The organism is Inhella gelatinilytica (assembly GCF_016093295.1).
GTDB classification, from domain to species: Bacteria; Pseudomonadota; Gammaproteobacteria; order Burkholderiales; family Burkholderiaceae_C; genus Inhella; species Inhella gelatinilytica.
This window is the reverse complement of record NZ_JAEDAL010000006.1, coordinates 101161-126859: the sequence shown is the minus strand read 5'-3', so window position 1 is coordinate 126859 and position 25699 is coordinate 101161. Positions and strand designations below refer to the sequence as shown.

General features: G+C 66.6%; 22 protein-coding genes. 13 read left to right on the top strand and 9 right to left on the bottom strand.

What is annotated here, in order from left to right; all coding sequences use genetic code 11:
• Window positions 1–7: 7 nt before the first annotated feature.
• The gene (locus tag I7X43_RS12545; protein ID WP_198101284.1) at window positions 8–1300 is read left to right on the top strand and encodes a S41 family peptidase; all 1293 of its coding nucleotides are present in this window, start codon (window positions 8–10) and stop codon (window positions 1298–1300) included.
• A gap of 3 nt (window positions 1301–1303) precedes the next feature.
• Here the strand turns inward: I7X43_RS12545 and I7X43_RS12540 are convergent, their stop codons facing one another.
• Window positions 1304–2545: a cation:proton antiporter gene (locus I7X43_RS12540; RefSeq protein WP_198101283.1), complete on the bottom strand. Its 1242-nt coding sequence runs from the start codon at window positions 2543–2545 to the stop codon at window positions 1304–1306.
• Between the two features lie 76 nt (window positions 2546–2621).
• Between I7X43_RS12540 and I7X43_RS12535 the strand changes: the two genes are divergently transcribed.
• Window positions 2622–3185, top strand: a complete 564-nt coding sequence (locus I7X43_RS12535) for a MarR family winged helix-turn-helix transcriptional regulator (RefSeq protein ID WP_198101282.1) — start codon at window positions 2622–2624, stop codon at window positions 3183–3185.
• Here the strand turns inward: I7X43_RS12535 and I7X43_RS12530 are convergent.
• The 4 genes from I7X43_RS12530 to I7X43_RS12515 all read right to left on the bottom strand — a co-directional run bounded on the left by I7X43_RS12530 (window position 3152) and on the right by I7X43_RS12515 (window position 9895).
• The gene (locus I7X43_RS12530; protein WP_198101281.1) at window positions 3152–4600 is read right to left on the bottom strand and encodes a glycosyltransferase; all 1449 of its coding nucleotides are present in this window, start codon (window positions 4598–4600) and stop codon (window positions 3152–3154) included. The genes I7X43_RS12535 and I7X43_RS12530 overlap by 34 nt on opposite strands.
• Before the next feature lie 96 nt (window positions 4601–4696).
• The gene (locus I7X43_RS12525) at window positions 4697–6250 is read right to left on the bottom strand and encodes a Na/Pi cotransporter family protein (RefSeq protein ID WP_198101280.1); all 1554 of its coding nucleotides are present in this window, start codon (window positions 6248–6250) and stop codon (window positions 4697–4699) included.
• 81 nt (window positions 6251–6331) lie between these two features.
• Window positions 6332–7258, bottom strand: coding sequence for a sodium:calcium antiporter (locus I7X43_RS12520; RefSeq protein ID WP_198101279.1), 927 nt, complete (start codon window positions 7256–7258; stop codon window positions 6332–6334).
• On the bottom strand, window positions 7259–9895 hold the full coding sequence (locus tag I7X43_RS12515; RefSeq protein ID WP_246480394.1) for a cation-translocating P-type ATPase: 2637 nt from the start codon (window positions 9893–9895) through the stop codon (window positions 7259–7261). It lies immediately after the preceding gene.
• Window positions 9896–10065: 170 nt separating this feature from the next.
• On the opposite strand from I7X43_RS12515, the gene I7X43_RS12510 reads away from it, so the two are divergent.
• A complete protein-coding gene (locus I7X43_RS12510; RefSeq protein ID WP_198101277.1) occupies window positions 10066–11325 on the top strand; it encodes a putative Na+/H+ antiporter in 1260 nt (419 codons plus the stop codon).
• Between the two features lie 38 nt (window positions 11326–11363).
• Complete coding sequence (locus tag I7X43_RS12505) at window positions 11364–11930, top strand: DUF2062 domain-containing protein (RefSeq protein ID WP_246480393.1); 567 nt, start codon at window positions 11364–11366, stop codon at window positions 11928–11930.
• On the opposite strand, the gene I7X43_RS12500 is transcribed toward I7X43_RS12505, so the two are convergent.
• Window positions 11909–13777 carry an alpha-amylase family glycosyl hydrolase gene (locus tag I7X43_RS12500; protein ID WP_198101276.1) on the bottom strand — a complete coding sequence of 623 codons (1869 nt, stop codon included), beginning with the start codon at window positions 13775–13777 and terminating at the stop codon, window positions 11909–11911. The genes I7X43_RS12505 and I7X43_RS12500 overlap by 22 nt on opposite strands.
• 122 nt (window positions 13778–13899) lie before the next feature.
• Here I7X43_RS12500 and I7X43_RS12495 point away from each other — a divergent pair, with 122 nt between their 5' ends.
• A complete protein-coding gene (locus tag I7X43_RS12495; RefSeq protein WP_198101275.1) occupies window positions 13900–14823 on the top strand; it encodes an alpha/beta hydrolase in 924 nt (307 codons plus the stop codon).
• A 182-nt stretch (window positions 14824–15005) separates the two neighbouring features.
• Entirely contained in the window at window positions 15006–15320 is a 315-nt protein-coding gene (locus I7X43_RS12490) for an energy transducer TonB (RefSeq protein WP_198101274.1), read from the top strand.
• 94 nt (window positions 15321–15414) lie between these two features.
• Here the strand turns inward: I7X43_RS12490 and I7X43_RS12485 are convergent, their stop codons facing one another.
• The gene (locus I7X43_RS12485; protein WP_198101273.1) at window positions 15415–17052 is read right to left on the bottom strand and encodes a methyl-accepting chemotaxis protein; all 1638 of its coding nucleotides are present in this window, start codon (window positions 17050–17052) and stop codon (window positions 15415–15417) included.
• Between the two features lie 19 nt (window positions 17053–17071).
• A complete protein-coding gene (locus I7X43_RS12480; RefSeq protein ID WP_198101272.1) occupies window positions 17072–19015 on the bottom strand; it encodes a methyl-accepting chemotaxis protein in 1944 nt (647 codons plus the stop codon).
• A 364-nt stretch (window positions 19016–19379) separates the two neighbouring features.
• Between I7X43_RS12480 and I7X43_RS12475 the strand changes: the two genes are divergently transcribed.
• The gene (locus I7X43_RS12475; protein ID WP_198101271.1) at window positions 19380–19595 is read left to right on the top strand and encodes a cold-shock protein; all 216 of its coding nucleotides are present in this window, start codon (window positions 19380–19382) and stop codon (window positions 19593–19595) included.
• A gap of 119 nt (window positions 19596–19714) precedes the next feature.
• Complete coding sequence (locus tag I7X43_RS12470; protein WP_198101270.1) at window positions 19715–19930, top strand: hypothetical protein; 216 nt, start codon at window positions 19715–19717, stop codon at window positions 19928–19930.
• Between the two features lie 22 nt (window positions 19931–19952).
• Here the strand turns inward: I7X43_RS12470 and I7X43_RS12465 are convergent, their stop codons facing one another.
• Window positions 19953–21368 (bottom strand): MBL fold metallo-hydrolase RNA specificity domain-containing protein, encoded by a 1416-nt coding sequence (locus I7X43_RS12465; protein ID WP_198101269.1) that lies wholly within the window; start codon window positions 21366–21368, stop codon window positions 19953–19955.
• Between the two features lie 72 nt (window positions 21369–21440).
• On the opposite strand from I7X43_RS12465, the gene I7X43_RS12460 reads away from it, so the two are divergent.
• From I7X43_RS12460 to I7X43_RS12440, 5 genes are all read left to right on the top strand, one after another.
• Window positions 21441–21839, top strand: coding sequence for a hypothetical protein (locus I7X43_RS12460; protein WP_198101268.1), 399 nt, complete (start codon window positions 21441–21443; stop codon window positions 21837–21839).
• Between the two features lie 137 nt (window positions 21840–21976).
• Window positions 21977–22327: a hypothetical protein gene (locus I7X43_RS12455; protein ID WP_198101267.1), complete on the top strand. Its 351-nt coding sequence runs from the start codon at window positions 21977–21979 to the stop codon at window positions 22325–22327.
• Between the two features lie 12 nt (window positions 22328–22339).
• A complete protein-coding gene (locus tag I7X43_RS12450) occupies window positions 22340–23740 on the top strand; it encodes a TolC family protein (protein ID WP_198101266.1) in 1401 nt (466 codons plus the stop codon).
• 12 nt (window positions 23741–23752) lie between these two features.
• Window positions 23753–25168: a multicopper oxidase family protein gene (locus I7X43_RS12445; protein WP_198101265.1), complete on the top strand. Its 1416-nt coding sequence runs from the start codon at window positions 23753–23755 to the stop codon at window positions 25166–25168.
• A gap of 13 nt (window positions 25169–25181) precedes the next feature.
• Window positions 25182–25667, top strand: a complete 486-nt coding sequence (locus I7X43_RS12440) for a cupredoxin domain-containing protein (protein WP_198101264.1) — start codon at window positions 25182–25184, stop codon at window positions 25665–25667.
• The last annotated feature ends 32 nt before the right edge of the window (window positions 25668–25699 follow it).

Below are 25699 nucleotides of genomic sequence, written 5' to 3'. Positions count from 1 at the left end.
GCTCCGCATGCTGAGCGTCCAAGTCGCTCTGCAGGCCCCCCGTGCCATCCGCCTTCGGGCGGGTCTGGCCCTGGGGGCCTTGTCGCTTCTACTCGGCTGCGCCGCGGTGCCCGGCCCGGCGCCGACCGACGCCGTGGGGCGCGAAGACTTGCTGACCCGGGTGTGGCAGCTCATTGATGACCGTCACGTTGACCCGGCGCCGTCTGGATGGGCCGAGGCCCGCGAGCGGCACCGCGCGGCGGTCTTGGCCGCCCCTCCCGACGACCCCGAGGCCCTGTGGGTGGCGCTGGACCGGATGGCCGGCGAGCGGCGCGATGCCCACACGCGGGTGGAAGGCCCGCGCGAGGTGCGCCGCAAACGCGACGATCGGGGGCCCTCGCTGGGCTTGGCGTTGGCGCAGGTGGAGGGGCAGTGGGTGGTGGACCGCGTTACGCCCGACAGCCCTGCCGCGGCGGTCGGGTTGACCGCGGGTGACCGCCTGTTGCGCTGGAATGGTGAAGCGCCGGACGCGGTTTGGGCGCGGGGGTTGGCGCAAGCTCGCCACAGCTCCACGGCGCAAGCGCAGGGGTTGACGGCGCTGCGGCAGTGGTTGGATGGCCCCGAGGGCAGTGAAGTCGCCCTGCAGTGGGAGCAGGCTGACGGCCGGGTGCGGTCGGCCACCCTCAAACGGGCGGAACTTCTGTTCCCACCGCGCGCTCAGTTGACACGTCGCGACAGCGGGGTCGCCGTGTTGCGCTGGAATCGTTTTGACGAGCGCTTGCTGCCCGAATTGACCCAGGCCTTGCGCGACATGGGGGGCAGCCCCGGGCGAGGCCTGATCCTGGACCTGCGCGGCAATGGCGGCGGCAGCTTCGACCTGACGATGCGCTTGCTGGATTTGCTCTTGCCCGAGTCTCAGGTGGTGCAGTTGAGTGCCTTTCGCAACGGGCCGCGACGCGACCCCTACCGAGCCGGTGGGCCCAAGGCGCTTTACAAGGGTCCCTTGCGGGTGTTGATGGATGCGGGCTCGGCCAGTGGCTCGGAGCTGCTCGCTTCGGTGCTGCAGTTCACGGGGCGCGCCCGCGTGCTGGGGGACACCAGCTGCGGTTGTTTGCTCGCGATTCGTCGGCATGTGGACCTGGCGCCCGATGCGCGCTTGCTCATCAGCGAGCAGGCGCTCCAGTTGCCCGACGGCCGCCGGGTCGAAGGTCAGGGGGTGCAGCCCGACCGTCGGATCAATCGAACCCGCGCGGCACTGGCAGTGGGTCGGGATGAGGTGCTGGAAGCGGCAGAGGCGGAGCTGACGAGCACTTGGCCGTGATCGTTAAGACAGGAGATTGGGCCGGGTCGTCGGGGCGGCGCCGACCAAGCGCAGCGCAAACGCCGTGATGGGTGGGCCTATCGTCTCGAAGACCGCCACCGCGGCGAGCACGATGGCCGCGATTTGCCCCGCTTGATCGGGGATGAGTTGATGGGTGGTCTGTACCAGCCCGATGGCCATGCCCGCCATCGGCACCAGCAGGAGACCGCTGCCCAGGGCGATGGGACGTGGCTGCCCATGCCACCTTGAGCACGCGTAGACGGCCAGTACTTTGGCCAGCGTGCGCACCAGGACAAAGGTCAGGGCCAGGGGCAGGACTTCCCATGCCTGTGCCAGGTTGAGCTTGGCGCCGGCAAACACGAAGAGGATGACGAAGAAGACATCGCCACCGCCGCCAAACTCCACCCGGGCCAAGCGGGTCCGACCCTGCAACGCGCGTGTGGCCATCCCAAGACACAGGCCGGCAAAAAGCAGAGACACCTGTAAGGCCTCGGCCAGGCCCATGGTGAGGGTGACCGCTCCGACCACCAAGGCAAAGCGGAAGTGCGCTTCATGGCCGCGGGTCAATCGGGCGATGCGGGCGGCCATCCAGGCCACCACCACCGCAATCAATATCGCACCCACCAGCTGATACGCGGGCAAGGCCAAGGCGGTCACCCACTGCACATCGCCGGCGCGCAGCGCCACCGGCAGAACCAAGGTGAACAACAAGAAGGACAGCAGGTTGTTGCCCGCCACCAGGGCCTTGGCACCTTGCAACACGGGTCCGCGTGCGCGCAACTCATCCGCAACATGAATCAACACGGCCGGGGATGACGAGACTGCAATCGCGGCTGCCACGAGCACGACTTCCAAGGGCGCACCGATGGCCCCCATCAGCACACCGATGGCGAGGGCCGTCCCCAGCCCTTCGATCAGGCTGGTGAAAACCAGGCGACGATTGCGCAGAGCGCGCTGCAGGTTCAATGTGGCGCCCAGTTTGAACAAGATCAGCCCCAGTGCGATCTCGACCAAGATCTGCGACCCCTGCAAAGCCTCTTTGGACAAGAGACCCAATCCGCTGGGGCCGATCAACAGCCCCAGTGCCATGAACCCGGTGATCGACGGCAACCAGCGCAGCCGGGCCGCCAGTACCCCGCCCAGCACCCCAAAAGCGAGCAGCAAACCGAAGACGATCAAAGGGTTGCTCGCCGGCCAGGCTGCCGGAAAGGTTTGGAGGAGTGGGTCGAGAAGGCTAGGGGGCATGCAATGACCGGCTGGGTTGTTGTGGCGGGGCCGCAATGTCCTGATCTTGGGGGCGGGGCCTTCTAGGATGGAACCCATGCCCAGATCCGCATTGCGCCCCCCCGAAGTTCAGACGACCACCCTGGTGGAGGGCGAGCCGTCGCACCGTGTGTTGCGCCGGTTTCGCATGGTGTTCAACGCCGTGAAGACGCATTTTCAGCAGGTGGAACGCGAGGCAGGCGTCGGAGGTGCGCAGCTTTGGGCCCTGAGTCTGGTGCAGGCGAAGCCCCGCGTGGGGGTCGGTGCTTTGGCGCGCGCCATGGACATTCACCAGGCGACAGCCAGCAACTTGGTGCGCGGCTTGGTCGATTCCGGCTATTTGACATCCACGCGCAGTGATCAGGATCGCCGCATCAGCGTGCTGCAGTTGACAGCGGCCGGTGCGGCGGTTTTGGAGCGCGCGCCGGGCCCCTTCAGTGGGGTGCTGCCCGCGGCGCTCGCGCAACTGGATCCGGCGACCCTGGAGCGGCTTGATGCCGATTTGGCCGAGCTTCTGAGCCGGCTCAAACCCGACCGTGGGGCTGCGCGGATTCCGTTGGCGGACTTGCAAACGATGGGCCCCCGCGATCATGCGGCGGGCTCGGCATCCAGCGCGCGGTGAGCCAAAGCCAAGAAGGAGTCGACCTTCAGGGCATCAGCATCGCGGGCCAAATGCGGATGCTTGGGGTCGATGACAAAGGCTCGGTCGGCAGCGCGCAGCATCTCCAGATCGTTGAGGTTGTCGCCCATAGCCCAGATTTCGGTGATGCGCGGCTCACTGGGCTCCTCACGAAAGCGCGTGAGCACATGGCTCTTGCACAGGGCGGGCCCGTTGCTGCCGAGCGGCGCACGGAAGGCGGGGTTGATGTTCAGCTGCCCATTGCAGACCTCGCCGTCAAACTGCAGGACGTGGGCGAGGGCGAAATCCGCAAACAGGCGTCGCCGCACGACGTCAGCGGCTACGAACCAGCTGTCGCTGACCAGCCCCACCATGAATCCGGCGCGGCGCATCTGATTGACCCACTCAATCGCGCCCGGGCGCAAGGGCAGGGCGCGGGCCACTTGTTCAAATTGCTGCCGCGTGACGAAGCGGAACAGTGCGGCAATGGCCGCACTGCGCGTCACGGCATCGTCTCCGGGCTGATCCAGCAGCGCGGCCAGCTCTCGCTCGCGGCCCGTGGCTTGGGCCAACGCCATTACGAAGCGCTGCTCCGAGACGGTGCCGTCCATGTCCAGTAACAGCAATCGGCTGCGGCCGCGGCGGCGCGTCAGGATGTAGTCGATGGAGCCGGCGGCCTGGCGTTGCGACTCGTACATCGCCGTGATTTGCTCCACATGCAATCGACCTGCGGCCCGGGCTCGAGCGAAAATCACTCGCGCCACTTCAGTGGCCATCAAGGAGAGGTCCAGCAGGGGCTGGCTGTCGTGCTCGATGCGGCCAATGTCCACTTCGACCAAGCGCCCGCCCACGCGATGGGCGTCGATCAAGAGACCGATGTCCACGCCATACCCGTCCTCGAAGCTGAGGCTACGCAGCAGCGAGCGGCGCGCCGCGATCAGCCCGCCCAGCGGCTGGGCAAACTCGGCCAGTTCGGGGAAGAAGACCTTGAGCATCGGTTTTGCCGTGAGCTCGGTCACGCGCCCCCCACCGCGCCCAAAGCGCGCCTTGACGAAGTCGGCGCACCCCGACAGGACCGGGGTCGCCAGGGCCGTGACGATGCCTGGTTGCAATCCGGTCAGGTCACCATCCAGATAGACGAGGACTTCCTGCTCGGCAGCCAGGCAGCCATCGTGCATGGAGGCACCTTTGCCCAGCATGCTGCTGGTGATGACGCGAGCGCCGGCCGTGCGCGCCAGCTCTGCCGTGGCGTCGATCGAGCTGTCGTCCACGACGATGACTTCGGCGGTCGCGGGGTCTGCCAATGCATAGGCCACCACCTCGGCGATCCGTGCGGCCTCATTGAGTGCGGGGATGACCACACTGACCGAGCGTGCCGGCGGTGCGGCGCTGGGCGGAGCGGAGGGCTTGGAAATCACGCTCGCTCCGGGGCCAGGGGCCACTCGGAGCGCCTGGAGCAGACGAGCCCAAAACGGCATGGGATTCAAGTTCGGTTGAGAAACATTTGTCCAATATTAATTGGTATTGCGGTGCACCCTGCCAGGGGGCGCTGTGCTTCTCGCCTTGTCCGCCTGCTCCAGCGCCCGACGCAAGGCGCTGGAACGACGCAGGCATCGCTCCATCTCCTCCAGCGACCATTCGCCCAGAGCCCCGGCCTGCAGGGCCGCAGCCTTGAGGAACTGATAGGACGCCTGTACGGCGGGCAGGCTCAGCTTGCCGTCCAAATACTGCAGGCCACATTCGGTGAAGCGGTGCTGGGCCAGGGAGAGTTCGTGACCAGCCCTCGCAGTCGGCAGCCCGGCCGCCAGCAAGGTTTGCTCGACGCAGCTCTCGTGATAGCGCAGCAGGCGCAGTAGACGGGCCAGCTCGGTGCTTTCGGTGGCACTCAGCGCGGCCCGGCTCATGCGCTCAACAAAGGCGGCGATGGCTGCGTTGAGCTGCTGCGTTGCCCTCCCGGTGGCGCTGGGATCGCGGTCCTGCAGGGCCAGACGCAGGCCGTGCTGCGCCAAGCCGCCCAGGCGGTCGAGTTCGCGCCCCAGGGCGTCCAGCGCCAAGGTCGGGACCTGCAGCACCGTGGTGTCCAAGTGGTGGGGTCGGGCTCGATCCTCTTCCTGGGCGCGGAAGCGCCGCTGCAAGAACGCCGTGAGCGGCTCGGCCAGTGGCCACATCAACAGCACGCCCAGTACATTGAAGCTGGTGTGGAAAAGGGCCAATTGCGTGGGGGGATCGGGCGGCAGCGTCAGCCAGGCCCCCAGTTGGCCCAGCGCCCGCACCAGCCAGGGCAGGAGCAGGAAGGCTGCTAAGCCGGTGAGGGCGTTGAACGCCACATGGGCAGCGGCGGCGCGTCGCGCATTGGGGGTTGCGCCAATCGCCGCCAGCAGCGCCGTCACCGTGGTGCCCAGGTTGGCCCCGATCACCACCGCCGCGCCGCCCTGCGCGTCGACCAACCCGCCCTGCGCGGCGGCCAGCGCCAGGGTCATCGCCGCGCTGGAGGACTGCATCACCACCGTCATCAGCACGCCGATAGCCAGCTGCGTCAGCAGCACGGTTGCGCCTTGACCCTGCGGCAGACTGAACTGCCCGGCCAGGCCCGCAAAGGACTGCTGCAGGGTGGCGATCCCGAGGAACAGCAGGCCGAAGCCCGCCAGGGCCAAACCCAACGCCCCACGGCGGTGGCTCTCGCCCGTCAGGCGCAGCAGTGCCCCCACGCCCACGAGTGGCAGGGCCAGGACTTCGACCTTGAACTTCAGCCCCACCAGGGCCACGATCCAGCCCGTCATGGTGGTGCCCACGTTGGCGCCGAACAGCACCCACAAGGCCGGTGCCAGGCCCAGCAGCCCGGCATTGACGAAGCCGATGGCCGCCACGGTGACAGCACTGGAGGATTGCACCAGGGCTGTCACCAGCACCCCCGTGCCCAGTGCATGGCCACGCGTGCGGGTGGCGCCGGCCAGGATGCGGTGAAGGGCTGGGCCGGCGGCGCGCTTGAGCCCGTCGGTCATCAGACTCATGCCCAGCAGGAACAAGCCCAGGCCGCCGAGGAGGGGGGCGAACGTGTTGGCATTCATGGCTTCACCGATGGCTGATCTGCGGCATTTTCATGTCGGCGCCCCCCCGCCGCCGCACCCGTGCGGCGCGGCAGGTCGAGCTCAGCCGCCCCGCTGCAGCATGGCCGCCAAGTAAGTGGCGAACAGCAGCAGCAAAAGCGGCCCCCGGCCCCGTGCAATCCAGCCCCGGCGGTTCGGGAGCACCAGGATCAAGGCCAGCACCCCAAACAGCAGACTGCTCAGCAACTCACTCAACGGGACCGAGATGGGGTGGATCAGGGCGGCCACGCCCACTATGAAGAGGCCATTGAAGAGATTGCTGCCCACAATGGCGCCGAGCCCCACCTCATCATGTCCGCGCAGTTTCGCGACCAAGGCGGTGGCCAGCTCTGGCATGGAGGTGCCCATCGCCACCACCGTGGTGCCGATTGCAAACTCGCTCAGGCCCCAAGACAGCGCGATCGCCCGGGCGCCAAACACGATCAGCTGCCCGGCCCCCACCAGCAGGGCCAAGCCCAGCACCCCACCCGCAACGATTCCGCACCAAGAGGGCGCGCCCCGCACTGGGGCGTCAAGGCCGCGCTGCCGACGCGCAGCCCGCACCGTCGCGAGGAGCCAGACGCCGAAAAGGCCCAGGAGCAGGCCGCCTTCGAATCGGGAGAGCCGGCCATCCAGGAACAGCAGGGCGGTCAGCGCTGGCACGGCCAGCGCCAGCGGCAGGTTGCGTTGGAGACTGCCCCGCGAGGCCTGAATGCCAGAGATGAACAGCGCGAGCCCAAGGATCAACGCCACGTTGACGACATTGCTGCCCAACGCGTCACCCAAGGCAATCTGCGGTTGCTGCGCCCAGGCGGCACTGACTGAAACGGCCAGCTCGGGGCTGGAGGTGGCGAAGGCGGCCAGCGTGGCGCCCACGATCGCCGGGGAGATCCGGGCTCGTGTGGCCAAGCCCATGCTGCTCTGCACAAAGAGTTCCCCGCCGAGTCCGGCGCAGACCAGGCCCGCCAGCAGCGCCAGAAGGGGCAGCATTCAGGCCCCTGCTGCGCCGGTGTGCCGACGCGCCCAGGCCTTGCGGCCCTCCTCTGCCAACAGGACCACGCTGGCCACGACCAGCATCTGAAGCAGGGTGGGGGCGGGCAAGGCCTGGGTGTGGAAGAGCGTGGCCAGCGGCGTCCAGTACAGGACAGCGGCCTGGAGCAGCACCGACAGGCTCAGGCCGCCGAGCAGCCAGGGGTTGCGCAGCAGGCCCAGCCGCAGCGCCGAGCGGGTGGCGGACTGGCAATTGAGCACGTTGAACCATTGGCACATGGCCAGCAGCGTGAAGGTCTCGGTGCGCACCAGGGTTTCGTCGGCGCCCTGGCTCAGGCGCCAGGCGAACCAGGCAAAGCTCAGGCCGGCGATCAGCGGGGTCATCAGCGCCACGCGGCGCAGCAGTTCGGGGCTGAGCAGGCGGTCGTTGCGCGGTACGGGGCGGCGCCGCATCTCGTCGCCGTCGGGCGGGTCCATCACCAGGTTGACGGTGACGGTGCCCTCGGTGACCAGATTGATCCACAGAATTTGCACCGCCGCCAGCGGCAGCGGCAAACCGGACATCAAGGCCAGTAAGAGCAGCAGGACTTCGGCCAGCGAGGTGGCGAACAAGTAGAGGATCAGCTTCTTCAAGTTGCCGTAGACCACCCGCCCCTGCTCCACGGCACCGACGATGCTGGCGAAGTTATCGTCAGTGACGACGATCTTGGCGGCGCTCTTGGCCACTTCGGTGCCGGACAGACCCATCGCCACGCCGACATCGGCGCGCGCCAGCGCCGGGGCGTCGTTGACCCCATCGCCGGTCATCGCCACCACTTCGCCGCGCGCCTGCAGGGCTTCGACGATGCGCAGTTTTTGCGCGGGCTGCACACGGGCAAAGACGGCCACCTCGGGCAGCAGTTCTTGCAACTCGCCTTCGTTGAGACAGGCCAGCTCCTGACCGTCCAGCGCCCGACTGTCTGGTCCGGCGATGCCCAGCTGACGCGCGATGGCCAGGCCCGTGAGTTTGTGGTCGCCGGTGACCATGAGCACGCGGATGCCTGCGCGCTGGCACTCGGCCACGGCGGCGCGGGCCTCGTCGCGCGGCGGATCGATCTGGCCCACCAGGCCGAGTAGCTGGGCGCGGCCCCGCAGCGCCTCCCAATCCTCCAGCGCGTCCGCTGCCACGCGTGCAAAGGCCAGCACGCGCAAGGCCTGCCCCGCCAGCTGGGCCGCTGCCGCCAGCGCCGAGGCGCGCGCGGCCGGCGGGCACAGGCCCAACACGGCCTCGGGGGCTCCCTTGATCCACACGCCGCCGTCCGCGTGCAGGGTGGCCATCATCTGGGTCTCGCTGTCAAAGGGCAGTTCGGCCCGGCGTCGCGCCTGGTTTCGTTCCGCCGCCAGGTCCAGTCCAGCCTTGGCCGCCAGCACCAGGAGCGCGCCCTCGGTGGGGTCGCCCAGCACCTGCCAGGTGTTGCGCTCACCCTCCTCCGGGGGCAGCAGTTCGGCGTCGTTGCACAGCAGGGCGGCGCGGAGCAGGGTCTGGACCTGGGCTTGCTCGGACCCTTCCACCGCGCCGACGGGCGCGTAGCCCGAACCCTGCACCGACAGGCGCTGACCTGTGGGCAGCCAAAGCGCCACGGCCGTCATTTCGTTGCGGGTCAGGGTGCCGGTCTTGTCGCTGCAAATGGTGGTGGTCGAGCCCAGGGTCTCGACCGCTGAGAGTCGCCGAATCAGGGCGCCGCGCGCGGCCATGCGCTGCATGCCCACCGCCAAGGCGATGGTCATGGCCACAGGCAGGCCCTCGGGCACCATTGAGACCATCTGGCTGATTGCCACCATCAGCACTAGGCTGAGGGGCAGCTGGCGCCACAGGCCCAGCAGCAAGACCAGCACAAACAGCGCGAGCGCCGCCACCACCAAGGCGCGACCCAGCCGCGCCAATCGTTGCTCCAATGGGGTTGGGGGTTCGACGGCGGCGCTGGTTAGGCGGGCAATGCCGCCGACCTCGGTGTGGGGACCAATGGCCACCACCAGCGCCCGCCCACGACCGGCGCTGACCTGGGTTCCAGCAAACACCATGTTGTGACGATCGGCCAAGCCATGGGCTTCCGGTAGCGGGCCCAGGGCCTTCGCGACAGGCGCGGATTCCCCCGTCAAGGTCGCCTCGGCCACTTGAAGCTGAGCGCACTCCATCAGCCGGGCGTCGGCTCCTACGGCATCTCCGGCGGCCAGCAGCAGCACATCGCCCGGCACCAAGTCGGCGGCCGGCAGGGCTTGCTCCTGGCCGTCGCGCAGCACCCGCACTTGCAGGGCTGCCAGGCGCCGCAGCGCCGACATCGAGCGCTCGGCCCGGCCCTCTTGCACTGTCCCAATGGCCGCGTTCACCAGCACCACCAGCAGGATGACCCCGGCATCCCTGGCGTGTCCCAGGGCCAGTGCCAGCAGCGCCGCGGCCAGTAACAAGTAAATCAAGGGGCTGCGGAACTGATGTGCGGCCAGCGAGACCATCGAACGCGGAGGGGGCTCGGGCAGGGCGTTCCGGCCGTGCTGGGCGCGGCGCTCGGCCACTTGGGCGGCGTTCAAACCTTGGCGGGGCTCCACCTGCAAGGCCGCCGCCGCCGCGGCTTCGCTGAGGGCGTGCCAGGTGGATTGCATGCTTGAACACTCAGAGGAGGACCGATCCAGCATAGGGGCAAGGCCGCTTGGCCGGCTTGCCCTGGGTCAAGTGCGTAAACTGGCGACCCAGGGTGTTGCCGCGCCGCGAGGCGCGCAGCAGGTTTTACGCGCTGGTCGGGCCGCCACGCGGCTTTTTTGCGTGTAAACCCATGACCGACCCGACCCCCTTGCAAATCCTGGCCGCCGTCCTCTTCGGACTGGCGCTGATCCACACCTTCTCCACCAAGACCTTCGAGCGCCTGGCCCACACGCAGCCGCGCCATGCCGGGCTGTGGCACTTGCTGGGGGAGGTGGAAGTCGTGTTTGGCTTCTGGGCCTTGGTGCTCATGGTCAGCATGTTTGCGCTGATGGGCAAGGCGGAGGCGACGGCCTATCTGGACTCGCGCAATTTCACCGAGCCGCTATTCGTCTTCGCCATCATGGTGGTGGCCGGCACACGCCCCATCTTGCAGTTCGCCGGGAGCCTGGTGCAGGGCGTGGCGCGTTTCGTGCCCTTGCCGCGGGGGATGGCCCTGTATTTCCTGCTGCTGGCCCTGGTGCCGTTGCTGGGCAGTTTCATCACCGAGCCTGCGGCCATGACGCTCGCAGCGCTGATGCTGCGCGACACCCTGTTCAGCCGTGAAGTTTCGACCAAGCTCAAGTACACGACGTTGGGGGTGCTGTTCGTCAACATCTCCATCGGTGGCACGCTCACGCCCTTTGCGGCACCGCCGGTGCTGATGGTCGCCGGCAAATGGAACTGGGACCTGTGGTTCATGGTCAGCACCTTTGGGTGGAAGGCTGCCGTCGCCGTGGCAGTGAACGCGGGCTGCGCCATGCTGCTCTTTCGCAAGGAGCTGGCCCACATGGCGCAGCGGCCCGAACAAGCGGCTGCACCGGTGCCCCTGACCGTGGTGGCCGTTCACCTGCTCTTCTTGCTGGGTGTGGTGGTGTTTGCGCACCACCCGCCGGTGTTTATCGGCCTGCTGTTGTTCTTCATTGGGTTTGCGACGGCGTACCGCCGCCATCAAGACCCGCTGATCCTGCGCGAGGCCTTGCTGGTGGCCTTCTTCCTGGGCGGCTTGGTGGTGCTGGGCGGGCTGCAGCAGTGGTGGCTGCAACCGGTGCTGATGAAGATGGACGCCGATGCGGTGTTCTTTGGAGCGACGGCGCTCACGGCCATCACGGACAACGCGGCGCTCACCTACCTGGGCTCGTTGGTCGAGGGTCTGAGCGACGAGTTCAAGGTTGCGCTGGTGGCCGGCGCGGTCACGGGCGGCGGCCTCACGGTGATTGCCAACGCGCCCAACCCGGCAGGCGTGTCCATCCTGCGCAGCAAATTTGACGACGGGGCGATCTCGCCGCTGGGTTTGTTGATTGGTGCCTTGCCACCGACGGTGGTTGCCATCCTGGCGTTTCGCCTGCTGTAAGTCCGAGTACCCCTGCGCCTCAACTTTTGAGTGACCCCATGCGACGCTGGCTGCAATCGAAGATTCCCACCGAAGAGACGCTCAAAGCTCACCCCGGTTTGCGCTGGTTGGGGCCGCTGTTGCGACGCCCATGGCTATGGCAACTGACACGCCGACGGGTGGCGGCGGGGGCGGGGATCGGGGTATTTTTTGGCCTCTTGATCCCCGTGTTGCAGATTGCAGGCGCAGCCACGTTGGCTTTGGTTCTGCGCGCCAACCTGCCAGTTGCGGCGTTCTCGACGCTGGTATCCAACCCCCTGACCTATGCGCCGATTGGTTTTGCGGCCTACAAAACGGGCAGTGTGATGCTGGGAGAAGCTCCCACCGTGCGTGCTGCTGATTGGGGGCAGGAGGAGGCCGCAGAATCCCCCGAAAGGGACAACATGAGTTGGACCGAGCGCCTGCAGGCGATTGGCAAGCCGCTGTTTTTGGGGCTGCTGGTGTTTGCCGTGGTCTTTGGATCGCTAACCTGGTTGTTGGTCTATGCCGGGTGGGCCGCTGTGGTCCGTTGGAAGTGGGCCCGGCGCCACCCACGGTCCCGCCCTCAGCGCAGCTCCAGCACGTAAGCGCCGCGCCCCGGCAGGCGGAGCACACCGTCCTGCAGCGTGGGGCTGGGGCCGCCCAGAGCGTCGCGCACGGTACGCACCCCTGGAGTCATTTCGGGAAAGTGCGTCAGTGGCAGCCGGGTTTCGCCCGCGTTCTTGTTCAGCACCAGCATCACGCGGCGGGATTCACCGGGCTGGTAGCGGAACAGCACATACACGCCGTCGCGGGGTGCGTATTGCATCGTCCGGCCCGTGTGGATCAACGGTTCGGCCTTGCGCCAATTGAAGAGGCGGCGCACGAAGTCCTGCATGGCCCTTTGGTCGGGGCTCAAGCCCGCGGCGCTGAAGGCATTCGCGGCGTCGCCGGCCCAGCCGCCCGGCATGGGCGCGCGTACGCGCCCGTCGTCGCGCTGGGCCGGGCTGGTGAACAGGACTTCGTCGCCGTAGAAGAACTGCGGAATGCGCGGGGCGGTGGCCATGAAGCTGAGCGCCATCCGCACGGCAGTGGCGTCCTCTTTGAGTAGGCTGAACACGCGCGGGGTGTCGTGGTTGCCTTCGAACAGAACGAGCTGCTCGGGCGCCGGGTAGACGAAGTCGTGCGCCAGCGCCTCGTAGAGCTTGGTGAAGCCGCTGTCGTGGCCGTCGGACTCGGACAGCGAGGCCAGCAGTGCGCCGTGCAGCGGGAAGTCCATCATGCTGGGCGGATGACTCACATAGCCGTCGTGATTGCGTTTGCCGCGCTGCCAGTAGGCCACCACGGCCGGGTGCGGGCTCCACTCTTCGCCCACGATGTTCAGCTTGGGGTATTCGGCCATCAGTCTGGCCGACCAGCGGGCCAGGAAGTCGCGGTCCGAGTACGAATAGGTGTCGGTCCGGATGCCCGAAAGCCCCGCCTCTTCGACCCACCAGATCGACATCTGCGTGAGGTAGGTCGCCACGAAGGGGTTGCGCTGGTTCAGGTCGGGCATGTTGGGCGAGAACCAGCCGCTGGCAAACCGTTGGCGATCGCTCGGCGCGGCATGCGGGTCCTGCAAGCTCATCCGGGCATGGTGGGTCTCGGTGTAGCTCGGCCACTGATTCACCCAGTCCGAACTGGGGGGGTTTTGCATCCAGCGGTGGCTGGTGCTGATGTGATTCAGCACGATGTCTTGGATCAGCCCCACGCCGCGCTGACGGGCCTCCTGGCTCAGGGCCAAGTAGTCGGTGTGGGCGCCGAAGCGGGGGTCGATGCGGTAGAAGTCGCTAGCGCCGTAGCCGTGGTAGCTGTAGCGCGCCGCGTTGTTTTCCACCAAGGGTGTGGGCCAGAGTTGGGTGAACCCCAGCCCGGCGATGTACGGCAGGGCCTGGCGAAGGCCGGTGAGGTCGCCGCCGTGGCGGTCTCCCGGGTTGAGCCGGGAGCCGATCGGCTCCACCAGGTGGGGGGGCAGGGCCTTCGTGGGTGCATCCTGGGCAAAACGATCGGGAACCACCAGATAGATGGCATCGCGCGGGCCAAAGCCTTGGCGCTGCGCGGACCCCGGTGCACGCGGTTTGATCTCGAAGCGCTGCAGCACGCTGTTCCCCTGCGGGTCGGTCAGTCGCAGGGTCACGGTGCCGGGCTGGGCCTGGGGGGCGATGTGCAGGTTGATGGCCACCGCGTCGGCGCCGCCGGGGTAGTCCACGTTGCGCAAGCCAACGCCCTTGGGTGCTTGCTCCAAACGGACGCGGGCGCGACGCAGGTCCGGGCCTTCGACCAGCAGCTGTAGCAAGGGCTCTTTCATCCCCACCCACCAGTGTGGGGGCTCCAGGTGGTCAATCCGGGGGGCGGCCGGGGCCGCGAGCGACAGAAGGCCAATCAGCAGGGTCAAGGGGAGCGAACGGGGGTGCATGATGAGCGGTGTAGTTCGACTCAAGGAAGTCGATCGATTGTCATTCGACATCCAGTGGCTTGTTTTCTCAATTTGGGAATTTGCGACTTGTAGTTTGGCTACATTTCAGGCAGGCTTGCGGCATGCGGAACCCTTTGATTTCTCGTCGTCAGGCCGTGGGGGGCGTGGCGTCACTCGGTGTGGCGTGGGCTTCGACGGCCTGGGCTGCGGAACGCCCCGGGCGGCTGGAGCGGTTGCCAACCTGGCGTCCCCGCGAACTGGCGGCCCGACCGGTTGAGGTGTGGCTCCCGCCCGGTTACGACCCCCAGCGTCGGCGCTATGCGGTGATCTACGCCCATGACGGCCAAATGATGCTTGACCCGGGCAGCACGTGGAACAAAAGAGCCTGGGAGCTGGACCGCATGGCGGCCCCGCTGCTGACGCAAGGGCAGTTGACGGATTTCATCGTGGTGGCGCCCTGGAATGGGGGCGAGACCCGCCGGGCGGAGTACTTCCCGCAGGGGTTTTTACCCCACCTTCCAGGGCCCTTGCGGGAGCGGTATGTGCGCGAGGCCCTGTTGGGGCGCCCATTGGGCGATGCCTACCTGCGCTACCTTGTTGAGGAGGTCAAACCGCGCGTGGATGCGCAATACGCCACGCGGCCCGAGCGCCAGCACACGCACTTGCTCGGCTCCAGCATGGGTGGGCTGATCAGTGCGTACGGCTTGTGCGAATACCCGAGGGTGTTCGGCAGTGCGGCCTGCCTGAGTACGCATTGGATTGGGCTGTGGGAGCGCAATGACGAATTTCCGGCGGCCGCGGTGGCCTATTTGACGGAACGGGCGCCGGACCCCGCCACGGTCCGCTGGTGGATGGACCGGGGGGATCAAGAGCTCGATGCGCAGTACGACATGGCCCAGGCCCGCATCGATGCGTTTTGTGGTGCGCGGGGCTTCAAGGCGCCCACGTTTGTGAGCCGCGTTTACGCGGGCACGGGCCACAACGAGGGGGCTTGGCGAGACCGCTTGCCCGACGTGCTGTCCTTTCTGCTGACCGCCCAGCGGTAACGGCCGCCGCGCCCGCGCCCCTGCGGCGGTTCGCGGTAGATGTCAGGCAAGTGGCGTCTGTGTGACATTGCACACGGTTTACTCCCCCGCGAATGAGGGGGGTGACAAGGGTTTTTACGCACAATGCCGGACTTCGCTCCCGGCGCTGTGCCGGCCCTGAATTGAACCGATTTGGAGATTCTGTGTTGCTGCGTTCCCTCTTGGCCCTGACCCTGACCCTGTCCGCCACACTCGCCTTCGCTGCGCCGAAGGTGGTGAAGAAAGTGGCGCCGGAATTTCCCGCCGAGGCTGCGCGTCAACATGTGAACAACGGCACCGTCCGTGCCAAGCTCACGATCACGGGCGACGGCAAGGTGTCCGAGGTGGAAATCGTGGAAGCCCAGCCGCGTCGGGTGTTTGACCGCGCCGCGGTGGAGGCGCTGAAAGAGTGGCGCTTCGAAGCTGCGGGCGAAAAGCAGACCCACGAAGTGCGCTTGGTGTTCAACAACGACGAGTGATCAACTCAGCCGGCGGGGCCCCATCGGAGCCTGCGCCAACGCACGAGGGCCCTCCGGGGCCCTTTCTCATTGCGGTCGCCAGCGGGCGGGCGCTTCAGGGTGCCCCATCGACGGGGTCGCGGGCCGACCCTGCGCGGTGCAGTTTGCGCAATTCCACGGCATCCAACTCGGACACCGTTTTTTCTCCCCGCTGCAAGCGGAAAAGGCGGGTGGAGGTGCTGACCAGGTCGATTTGCCGGGCCATGTCAGCGGTTGCCGCGGAGAGCTCTTCGACCAACGCAGTGTTCTGTTTGGTGGTTTCATCCAGCCGGGTGATGGCGTCGTTGACCTGCTGAATGCCTTGCTGCTGCTCTTGTGCGGCGGTCTGAATCTCGGCGAGGGCTTGGTGCACGCTGGCAACGGAGGCCAGCGCCGCATCGACCCGGGTGCGGGCCATGCTGGTCTGGCTGTCGCCGGTTGCGACCCGCTCGGTGGACTCGGCGATCAGGCGGCGAATTTCGCGAGCGGCCTCGGCGGCACGGCCAGCCAGCGCCCGGACTTCTTCGGCCACCACGGCAAAGCCGCTGCCGGCCTCGCCGGCGCGGGCCGCTTCGACGGAGGCGTTGAGGGCCAGCATGTTGGTCTGAAACGCCACGCCCTCCACGACTTGAACCATCTCGCCAATCCGATGGGTGGAGTCTTGAATCGCCGCCATGCTTTGGCTGACCTCTTGCACGCTGGTTTGGCTGTCTTGTGCCACGCGGGCGGTGTCGCTGGCCATGTCCGTGCCGCGCTGGGCCGACAGCGTGGTGTTGGCCACCGTGCCGGTGATCTCCTCCATGCTGGCGGCGGTGGACTGCAAGTTGGCGGCTTGCGCTTCGGTACGGCGGGCCAAGTCCTTCGCTTCGGTCTGGATCGCCTTCACATGCGACTGAATCTGCTCGATGTCGTAGCGGGCATCCAGCACCACGGTGCGCAGGTTCACGGCCAACTGGTTCAGCGCGGCCTGAAGCTGGCCGATCAAGCCTTCGGCGTCAACCTGCACCTCCTGGGTCATGTCCCCGGAGCCCAGCTTGCGGGCGTCTTCCAGCAGGCGATTCAGGGGCGCTTGGCTGATGCGCTGCACCACGGCCAAACCCAGGCCCGTGAACAGCAAGGCCGCGCCCAGCGCCCAGCCTTTGGGCAACCACCACGCGGCTGCCATGGTCGCCAACACGGGCCCCAGCAGCGCCAAATACAGCCAACTTTGCGGACCGGGCGTTAAGGCTTCGAGCGTGCGGCCGGCGCGGTCTACACGACGGAACTGGCCTTGCTGCAGCGTCAGCTTGCGCTCGCCCCGCGCCTTCTCGTCGCGCATCTGCGCGTAGGCGCTTTCCGCCTTCTGGATCAGGGTGCGTGGGCAGGGCACGCGCACCGACAAGAAGCCCGTGATGCGGTCGCCGTCCATCATGGGCGTGGCATTGGCCAGAACCCAGTAGTGGTCCCCGTTCTTGCGCCGGTTCTTCACGGGCCCCCGCCAGGGCAGGCCTTTTTCGATGGTGGCCCACAGGTCGCGGAAGGCCTCCTCGGGCATGTCCGGATGGCGCACCAGGTTGTGCGGTTGCCCCAGCAACTCGTCGATGGTGAAGCCGCTGACCTCGACGAATGCCTTGTTGCAGTAGGTGATGCGGCCTTTGGTGTCGGTGACGCTGACCAGCGTCTTGCCGACAGGAAAGGGGAACTCGCGGCCGGTGACAGGGTGGTTGATGCGCATGGTCGCTCGGTCTCAAGGCTTACACGTCGGTGCGGAACTGCGCGGCGATTTCGGACAGCGATCGCGCCCGCTCATTGAGCGTGGACGAGGTGGCGGCGGTTTGCTCCACCATGGCCGCGTTTTGCTGCACGTTGCCGTCGACTTCTCGGATGGCCGCCCCGAGCTCCCGAATCTGCTGCGCCTGCGTGTTGCTTTGACGCGTGATGTCGCCCATCAAAGCCGCCACGCGCTCAATGGCGTGCACCATTTCATTCATGGTGCTGCCGGCCTCGTTCACGTACTGCCCCCCCTCGGTCACGGTGTCGATGGAGGATTGAATCAGGGTCTTGATTTCCCGTGCCGCCCCGGCGCTGCGCTGGGCCAGGGCCCGCACCTCGCTGGCCACCACCGCAAAGCCGCGCCCCTGCTCGCCGGCCCGTGCGGCTTCCACGGCGGCATTCAGCGCCAGGATGTTGGTTTGGAAGGCGATGGTGTCGATGACCTGAATGATGTCGCCGATCTTTTGGCTGCTCTCGGTGATGCCGCTCATGGCGCGCACGGCCTGTTCGACCACGGCACCCCCGCGACCCGCCACCGACGCCGCGCTTTGCACCAACTCGTTGGCTTCGTGGGCGCTGGCCATGTTGGTGCCGACTGCATCTTCCAGCGTGGCGGTGCTGGCGCTGGTCTCCTCCACCACGGCGGCCAGCTGCACGCCCCGGTTGGATAGGTCGTTGTTGGCGGCGGCAATTTCGGCCACGGCGAGGCTGATTTCCTCCGCTGTCGAACGCACCTGCAGCACCAACAGGCTCAAGTCGCCCATGGCGTCGCTGAGTTGGTTGCCTGCGCGGGCCAGTTCGTCCTTGCCCACCAATTGGGCGTCCGTCGTGAAGTCACCCCGGCCGAGTTTGGTCAGGCGGCGGCCGAGCGCATTGAAGGTGCTTTGCGCGGCTGAGTAGAAGCCCACCAGCAAGTACATCCCCAGCACGATGAACGCGCTTGCCGCCACCAGTGCGACCGCAATCTGACGCTTGAGGCGCGCTTCCCGCGCATGCAGCAGGATCTCCAGCGCCTCGCCGCCCGCATCGTGCAACTCCTCAATGTGCTCCAACACGCCGTTCACTGACTTGCCCCATTCAGTGCCATTGGCCTTGGGGGCGGCACCCCAGGCGAATTCGGCGTCAATGCGCGGGGTAATTTGCTTTTCCACCAGATCCAAGGCCCCCAGTGGGAGGGCGGCGACCGCTTCCGGGTTTGCGGCCTTGGCTAGGGCGTAGGCCGCCTGGGCCCGACCGGTGTATTCATCCAGCAGGGCGTCGGCGTTGTGCATCGCCATGAACATCTCCGGATCGTCGGCGATCTGGCCATCGGCGAGGTAACGGCCCACGCTGCGCACGCGCGAGAGGGCGTCCATCAGCCGGGGCATCTCGCTGGTGTAGGTCAGCATCAGGGCGTAGGTGTCGGCGTCGGGGTCCAGCGCCAAGTTGGAGTTGTTGGCCACCAATTCCAAAAAACCGCGCACATCGGCGACCAGCGCGTTGGCTTGTTCGAAAGCCTCCTGCGGGTCCTTGGGGCTGCTGGCCTTGAGCGCGTCCCAGCGCTTGCGCAGCCCAGCGAAAGGCTCCGCCAGCCCGATGGGGTCGCCACTGGTCTTGAGGTAGGTCTCGAAACCGGCGAAATGCTTGTCCGCCTCGGCCGCAGACGCGTTGCGGCGCTCCAGTGCCCCGGCTTGCTGCGCCGTGGCGCCCGCAAAGGCCCCGCGCCAACTCATCACGGGGATGTAAGCGCCATCAAAGGCGCGAATGGCGGCGATCCCCAGCACTTCCTTTTCGGTGAAGGCGTGGGCCTCGCTGCGGTCGCTGACCACCGTGTACAGCAAAAAGAGCAGGGGGGCCAAAAAGGCCAGACAGACCACGGCGAACTTTTGCGCCAACGGCAAGTTGCGCATCAAGCGCACGGCGGGAGAAAAGAAGGTCGCCAGCATGGGGTTCACCCAAAGAAATACGGGGAGTCGGACTCCCCAGGATAGGGGGTGATCCTGCTGAGGGATTAAGGGGAAATGCGAATGGGCGCGGGCCGCGCAAGCCGGTGGGGTGCCGCCTGAATGCTTCGATTCAACGAATTTCTATCCGGAAGGGTGGATCGGTGGTATATTCGAAAGAGATTCGCGCAGGACCTTTTCCAAAACGGTCTTTCTGCAGCCCCGCTGGCCTTCCCCAGGCCTCATCTCGCGAGCGGCTCGCTACAGCTTCACCCCCTGATTGCTCTTGAGTGTTTCTCCCCTGTGGGCCGTTCAGCTCGTGGGGTGTTGGCTTTCATCCCCCTTTTTCAGTTTCAAAGGAAACACCATGACCCAACTCGTGACCGGAACCGTGAAATGGTTCAACGACACCAAAGGCTTTGGTTTCATCGCCCCCAGCGATGGCACCCCGGACCTGTTCGCGCACCACAGCGAAATTCAAAGCAACGGCGGCTTTCGCACGCTGGCTGAGGGCGCGCAAGTGCAGTTCGAAGTCAAACAAGGCCCCAAGGGCCTTCAGGCCTCCAACATTCGGACGATCTGACTCTTTGTTATCCCAGTGAACGGGGCGGTGCGCCGTCCCTCCCGAGCGGGCGGCCTGCCGCCCGACATCCCAATGCGCCAAGCCAGTTCCCACTGAACCTGGCGCACACCTCAAGCCACATGAAAAACAACAGCATTGAGGTGGGGCGTTTTTTTGTCTCACCCATGATCAAGCGCGATGTGGACGGCCAGTTCGTCGCATCGGTTTCCATTCGCTCGGGCCAAGGCCGGGCCACCACGGATCGCGTGACGCGCTTCGAGCCCCGCTTCGCCTGCGCCCAATCTGCCCTGCGGTTCGCGGTCGACCGCGGCATTGCCTGGGCACGCCTGCACTGAACCGGCGCTTTTTCGGCCCCACTCACAGCTCGAAACGCTGACCCGCGAGTGGGGCCTGAGCCGCCCAGCCCAAGGTTCGCTTGAGCTCGTCCGCAAAACCACAGGCGGTTGCGGCCTCACCGTGGACCACAAAGGTTTGCCGGGGCGGCGCTTTGAACTGGCGCAGCCAGGTCAAAAGCGCGGCGCGGTCTGCGTGCGCGGACAACCCTCCAATGGTGTGGATGCTGGCCCGCACGGGTACGTCGTCGCCCAGGATTCGCACGCGCTTGGCGCCGTCCACCAAGCGGCGCCCCACCGTTCCCTCCGCTTGGAAGCCGATCAACACCACGGCACATTCCGGGCGGCCCAGGTGGTGGCGCAGGTGGTGTTGAATGCGCCCGGCATCGCACATGCCGCTGGCTGCAACGATGACCGCGCCAGCCTTGATTTGATTCAACGCCATGGATTCGTCCACGCTCTGGGTGAAGCGAACGGAAAGGCCCGCGTGCGCTGTTTGGGGGCCAGCCAGCCGCTCCCGGGTGCCGGGGTCGAGTTGACGGGCGTGCTTGAGCGTGAGGGCTGTCACCTTGCCCGCCATGGGCGAATCGACAAAAACCTGGAGCGCCGGTAGGCGACCCTGCTCGTGCAGTTCCGCCAGGAGGGCCAGCAGCTCTTGGGTGCGGCCCAGGGCAAACGCTGGAATGATCACGTTGCCCTGTCGGCGCCGCAGCGTGCTTTCAATCACCTGAACCAGCTCGTCGACCGTTTCCTGCAGCGGGCGGTGCTGCCGGTCGCCATAGGTGGATTCCACCACCAGCACGTCGGCGGATTCGATGGGGGTTGGATCGCGAACCACGGGTCGCCCGGGCTGCCCCAAGTCGCCCGAAAACACCAGTTTGCGGGTGCGGCGTCGCTCCGTGAGTTCAAGCTCCAGGATGGCTGAGCCCAGGATGTGGCCAGCATCCCGAAACTGCACACGAACCTGGGTGTGGACAGCCAATGGTGTGTCGTAGGCGACGGGGCGCAGCTGCTCCAGGCAGGCCTGCGCTTGGGCCACCGTGTAGGCCAACTCGGCAGGGGCGGCGCGCGGCGGTTGACCGTGGCCGCGCCCCTGTCCGCGCTTGCGCTGAGCCCGGGCCCATTCCGTTTCTTGAATGAAGGCGCTGTCCAGCAACATCACTTCGAGCAGGTCCACGGTCGCGGGCGTGGCATAAATCGGGCCTCGGAACCCGTGGGCGCACAGGCGGGGCAACAGCCCGCTGTGGTCGATGTGAGCGTGGGTAAGCAGCACAAAGTCCAGCGCGCGCGGGTCGAAGGTCCACGGGGCCACATTGCGCCATCGAGCCTCGCGTCCCCCCTGGTGCATGCCGCAGTCGACCAGGAAGCGAACGGACTCGGTCTCGACCAAAAAACATGAGCCGGTGACCTCTTGAGCCGCACCGAGAAACGTGATCTGCATGGAGTTTCCTTCTGGATCCGGGGCCGGACACCGGGGCTGCCCCCAGGGGCCTGTTGGGATAGAGTTTGCGCCATGCACGCCACTTTCCGCTGGCTCTTGGTCGCTTGTCTGGTCCTCTCGCTGCCCTTGAAGGGGCTGGCGGCTGCGGGGCATTGGGGCTGCGGACTGCAGCATGCCCCCGTGGACGGGATGGTGACCGGGCTCGCGACGGGGCCTGTCCATGCGCACTTTCACGGGGAACCGGCGGAACACCCCTCCCCGGGTCTGTTGACTGCTGACGATGCCGGCGGCGAATCGACCTCGGTCAGCGGTTCCACCTGTACGCAATGTGAGCCCTGCTGTGGCGCGGCGGTCTTGCCGGTGGATTGGGCGTTGCCCTTGAGCGGGGCAGGGCCCGCAGCGCCCAAGGTCGCGGTTCGTCCCTTGACCGTGGGTGGGCGCGTCGGCCGCCTGGACCGGCCGCCTCGATGATGGAATGAACCCCCGAATCTTGGAGCCTGGAGCGATCCCGGGGCTTAAAGGTTCGGACGGGCCCCCGCAAAGCGCTGCTGCCGGCCGTGCGTCCGCGCAGTCTTTGGGGGGTGGTTTCTGTCAACCCAGAGGATGTCATGCCCACCCAAGCTCAACCCCCCGGCGGCCCATCGGGTGCAGGGGCGATTCATTCCCTTGCGCGCTGCCTGACGCTGGCCTGTTGGGTCGTGGCGCCCGTTGCTCACGCCCAGACGGCGCCCTTCGTAAAGCGCGCGGATCCCACCGATCCTCAGGCTGCCGTCGCCCCCTTGCATTACGTTGGCGTGCTCGCCACCTACCGGGCCTTGAAAGACTTGCCGCCCCTCACGTGGGAAGCGGCCAATGAGAAGACCAACCGCATCGGCGGCTGGCGCGCGTACGCTCGCGAACCACTGCCCGCGGCGGAGAACGTCCCCTCGCCGGGCCCCGATGGCCGAGCGTCACGCTGAGGAGGTCCAGCCATGAATCGCGTGAGTTTTTGGGCCGTCGTGCTGGGGGTGTTGGGCCTTTCGGGGTGTGCCAACCTGGAAAGCGGCCGTGCACTGGGGACTGTGCAGTCCCTGACCCAGGGGCACACCGGGCATCCGCTGATGATGGACCGCTCTGCAGACGACCTGGCTCGCACCCACAAGCGGGTGACGGAGCTGCTGCAGCGGCCTTTGGCCATGGATGCTGCCGTGCAAGTGGCGCTGTTGAACAACCGTGGGCTGCAGGCGCGGTTGCAATTCTTGGGTGTCACCGAGGCGGAGGTTCAGCAAGCCGCTCGCCTGCCCAATCCGGGCTTTAGCTTTGGCCGTGTGACGAAGGGCCACGAAGTGGAGTTGGAGCGCGGCCTGCATGTCAGCTTGGCTCGGTTGCTGGCCCTGCCCCTGGTCAGCCGCCTGGAAACGCGCCGGCTGGAGGCGGTCCAGCGTGAGGTGGCGATGGAGGTGCTGAGCCTGGCCGCGGACACGCGCAAGGCCTGGGTTCAAGTGGTGGCTGCCGGCGAATCCTTGCGCTACATGCGCCAGGTGCAAGAGGCGGCGGAGGCCAGCGCTGAATTGGCGCGCCGTTTGCAGCAAGCGGGGAATTTCAATGCGCTGGCGCGGCTGCGCGAGCAAGGCTTTTATGCGGACGCGGCCTTGGGCCTGGCGCGTGCCGATCAAGCGCACCGTGCAGCGCGCGAACGCTTGATTCGTCTGCTGGGGCTGTGGGGGGAGTCGTTGACCCTTCAGCTCCCCGACCGCCTGCCCGACCTGCCCGCGGCCCCGAAAGATCAACCCGACATCGAGCGCCAAGCCTTGGCTCAGCGGCTGGATGTGCAGGCCGCCCGATTCGCAGCCGAGCAGATGGCGAAGAACCTGCAGTTGACCCAGGTGACGCGCTTTGTCAGCGTGTTCGAGTTGGGTTTGGCGCGCAGCACCTCCAACGACGGGCCACGTCAAACCGGTTGGGAGATTGACCTGGAACTGCCGCTGTTTGACTGGGGCGGTGCCCGTGTGGCCAAGGCCGAGGGGCTCTACATGCAAGCCGTGCACCAAGCGGCGGCGACGGCAATTCAGGCCCGCTCCGAGGTGCGGGAGGCCTATGGCAACTACCGCGCCAGTTACGACATCGCCCGGCATCACCGCGACGAGATCGTGCCGCTGAAGAAGCGCATCTCCGACGAGCAACTGCTTCGCTACAACGGCATGCTCATTGGCGTGTTCGAGTTGTTGGCGGATGCCCGCTCGCAAATCGCCAGCGTGAACGCGTCCATCGAGGCCCTGCGCGACTTTTGGCTGGCGCAGGCCGATCTGGACATGGCCTTGGTTGGCCGTGTTGCCCTGAGCGCGCCCACCGCCACAGCTGCCCCGGCCCCCGAAGCCGGCGGCGGCCACTGAAGGACCTCCATCATGTTCAAACGACGATTCTTCTTGGGAACGGCGGGGGCCCTGGGCGCGGCAGCCTCGGTCAGCAAAGTCGCCCTGGCGGCGCTGCCCGAGCCGGTGCTGCAGAGCAAACCCGACACCATGCCGCCCCTCGAACCCCCCAACGGCCGGCCCTACCGACCGGTGCTGACGCTCAACGGGTGGACTCTGCCCTGGCGCATGAACAACGGCGTCAAGGAATTCCACCTGGTGGCCGAGCCGGTAGTGCGCGAAATGGCGCCAGGCTTCAAGGCCCATCTGTGGGGCTACAACGGCCAGAGCCCGGGCCCGACCCTTGAAGTCGTGGAGGGCGACCGGGTGCGTATCTTCGTGACCAACAAGCTGGGGGAGCTGACCAGCGTCCACTGGCACGGCCAGCGTTTGCCCAATGGCATGGATGGCGTTACGGGCCTCACCCAGCCCGGCATCCCCCCGGGCAAGACGTTTGTGTATGAGTTCGTGGCGCGACGCCCCGGCACCTTCATGTACCACCCGCATGCCGATGAAATGGTGCAGATGGCCATGGGCATGATGGGATTTTGGGTCACCCACCCCAAGGGGCGACACCCGCTCATTGACGAGGTTGACCGCGACATTTGCTTTTTGCTCAATGCCTACGACATTGACCCCGGAGCGGCCACCCCCAAGATCATGACGATGACGGACTTCAATCTGTGGAGTTGGAACAGTCGCATCTTCCCGGGCATCGATCCCCTGGTGGTGGGGTTCAAGGACAAGGTGCGCATCCGCATCGGCAACCTCACCATGACCAACCATCCGATCCACCTGCACGGGCATGAGTTCCAGGTCACGGGGACCGATGGCGGGCCCACGCCCAAGAGCACCCGCCGGTACGACATCACCGAAGACATTCCCGTGGGCGCCATGCGCCAACTCGAGTTCCTGGCGGATGAAGAGGGCGATTGGGCCTTCCACTGTCACAAGAGCCACCACACCATGAACGCCATGGGGCACAACGTGCCGACGCTGATCGGTGTCGACCACAGCGGAGTGGCCAGCAAGATTCGCAAGCTGATCCCCGACTACATGGTGATGGGCGAGCGGGGCATGAAGGACATGACGGAGATGGACATGCCGCTGCCGGACAACACCGCGCCCATGATGGCCGGCGAAGGCCCCTTTGGCGCGGTGGGCATGGGGGGCATGTTCAGCGTGGTCAAGGTCCGCAAGGGGCAGAAGAGGGGCGACTACACCGACCCCGGCTGGTTCCAACACCCCCCGGGCACGGTCGCCTATGAGTTCAAAGGCCCCTTGGCCGAGCCCGTACATGGCCGCGCCCAGAGCGTGGGTGCCGGCAGCATGCCGCGCGCCCAGTCGCCCAAGACCGAGGTCGAAGTGACGGTGCGAAAGCCCGGCGCCGGCGCCCATTCAAACCACTGAAGAAGGACCGCCGATGAAACCCGTTTTCCTTGCGCTCCTGTTGGCCCTGAGTGCCGGTCTTCCATCCTTCGCGCACGGCCCCAAGAGCCATGCCCCTGGGACTGTGGTCAAGCAAGAGCAATTGCCCTGGGGCATTGCCGCGGACAAGAAGACCCCGGCGCGCACCATCGAACTCAAGATGCTCGACACCATGCGTTTTGTCCCAGACCGCATCACGGTCAAGCAGGGCGAAACCGTGCGCTTGGTGCTGCGCAACACCGGCCAGGTGATGCACGAACTGGTGCTGGGGACGCGGCCCGTGCTCGACGAACACGCGGCCCTGATGGCCAAGTTCCCCGGCATGGAGCACGATGAACCCTACATGGCGCATGTCGCACCGGGCAAATCCGGGGAGATCCGTTGGACCTTCAATCGACCTGGGGAATTTGACTTCGCCTGTTTGATTGCGGGCCACTACCAGGCGGGGATGGTCGGACGGATCGTCGTGACGGCGAAGTAGCTTCCGCTGCGGGCCGGGTGGGGCGGACTCGC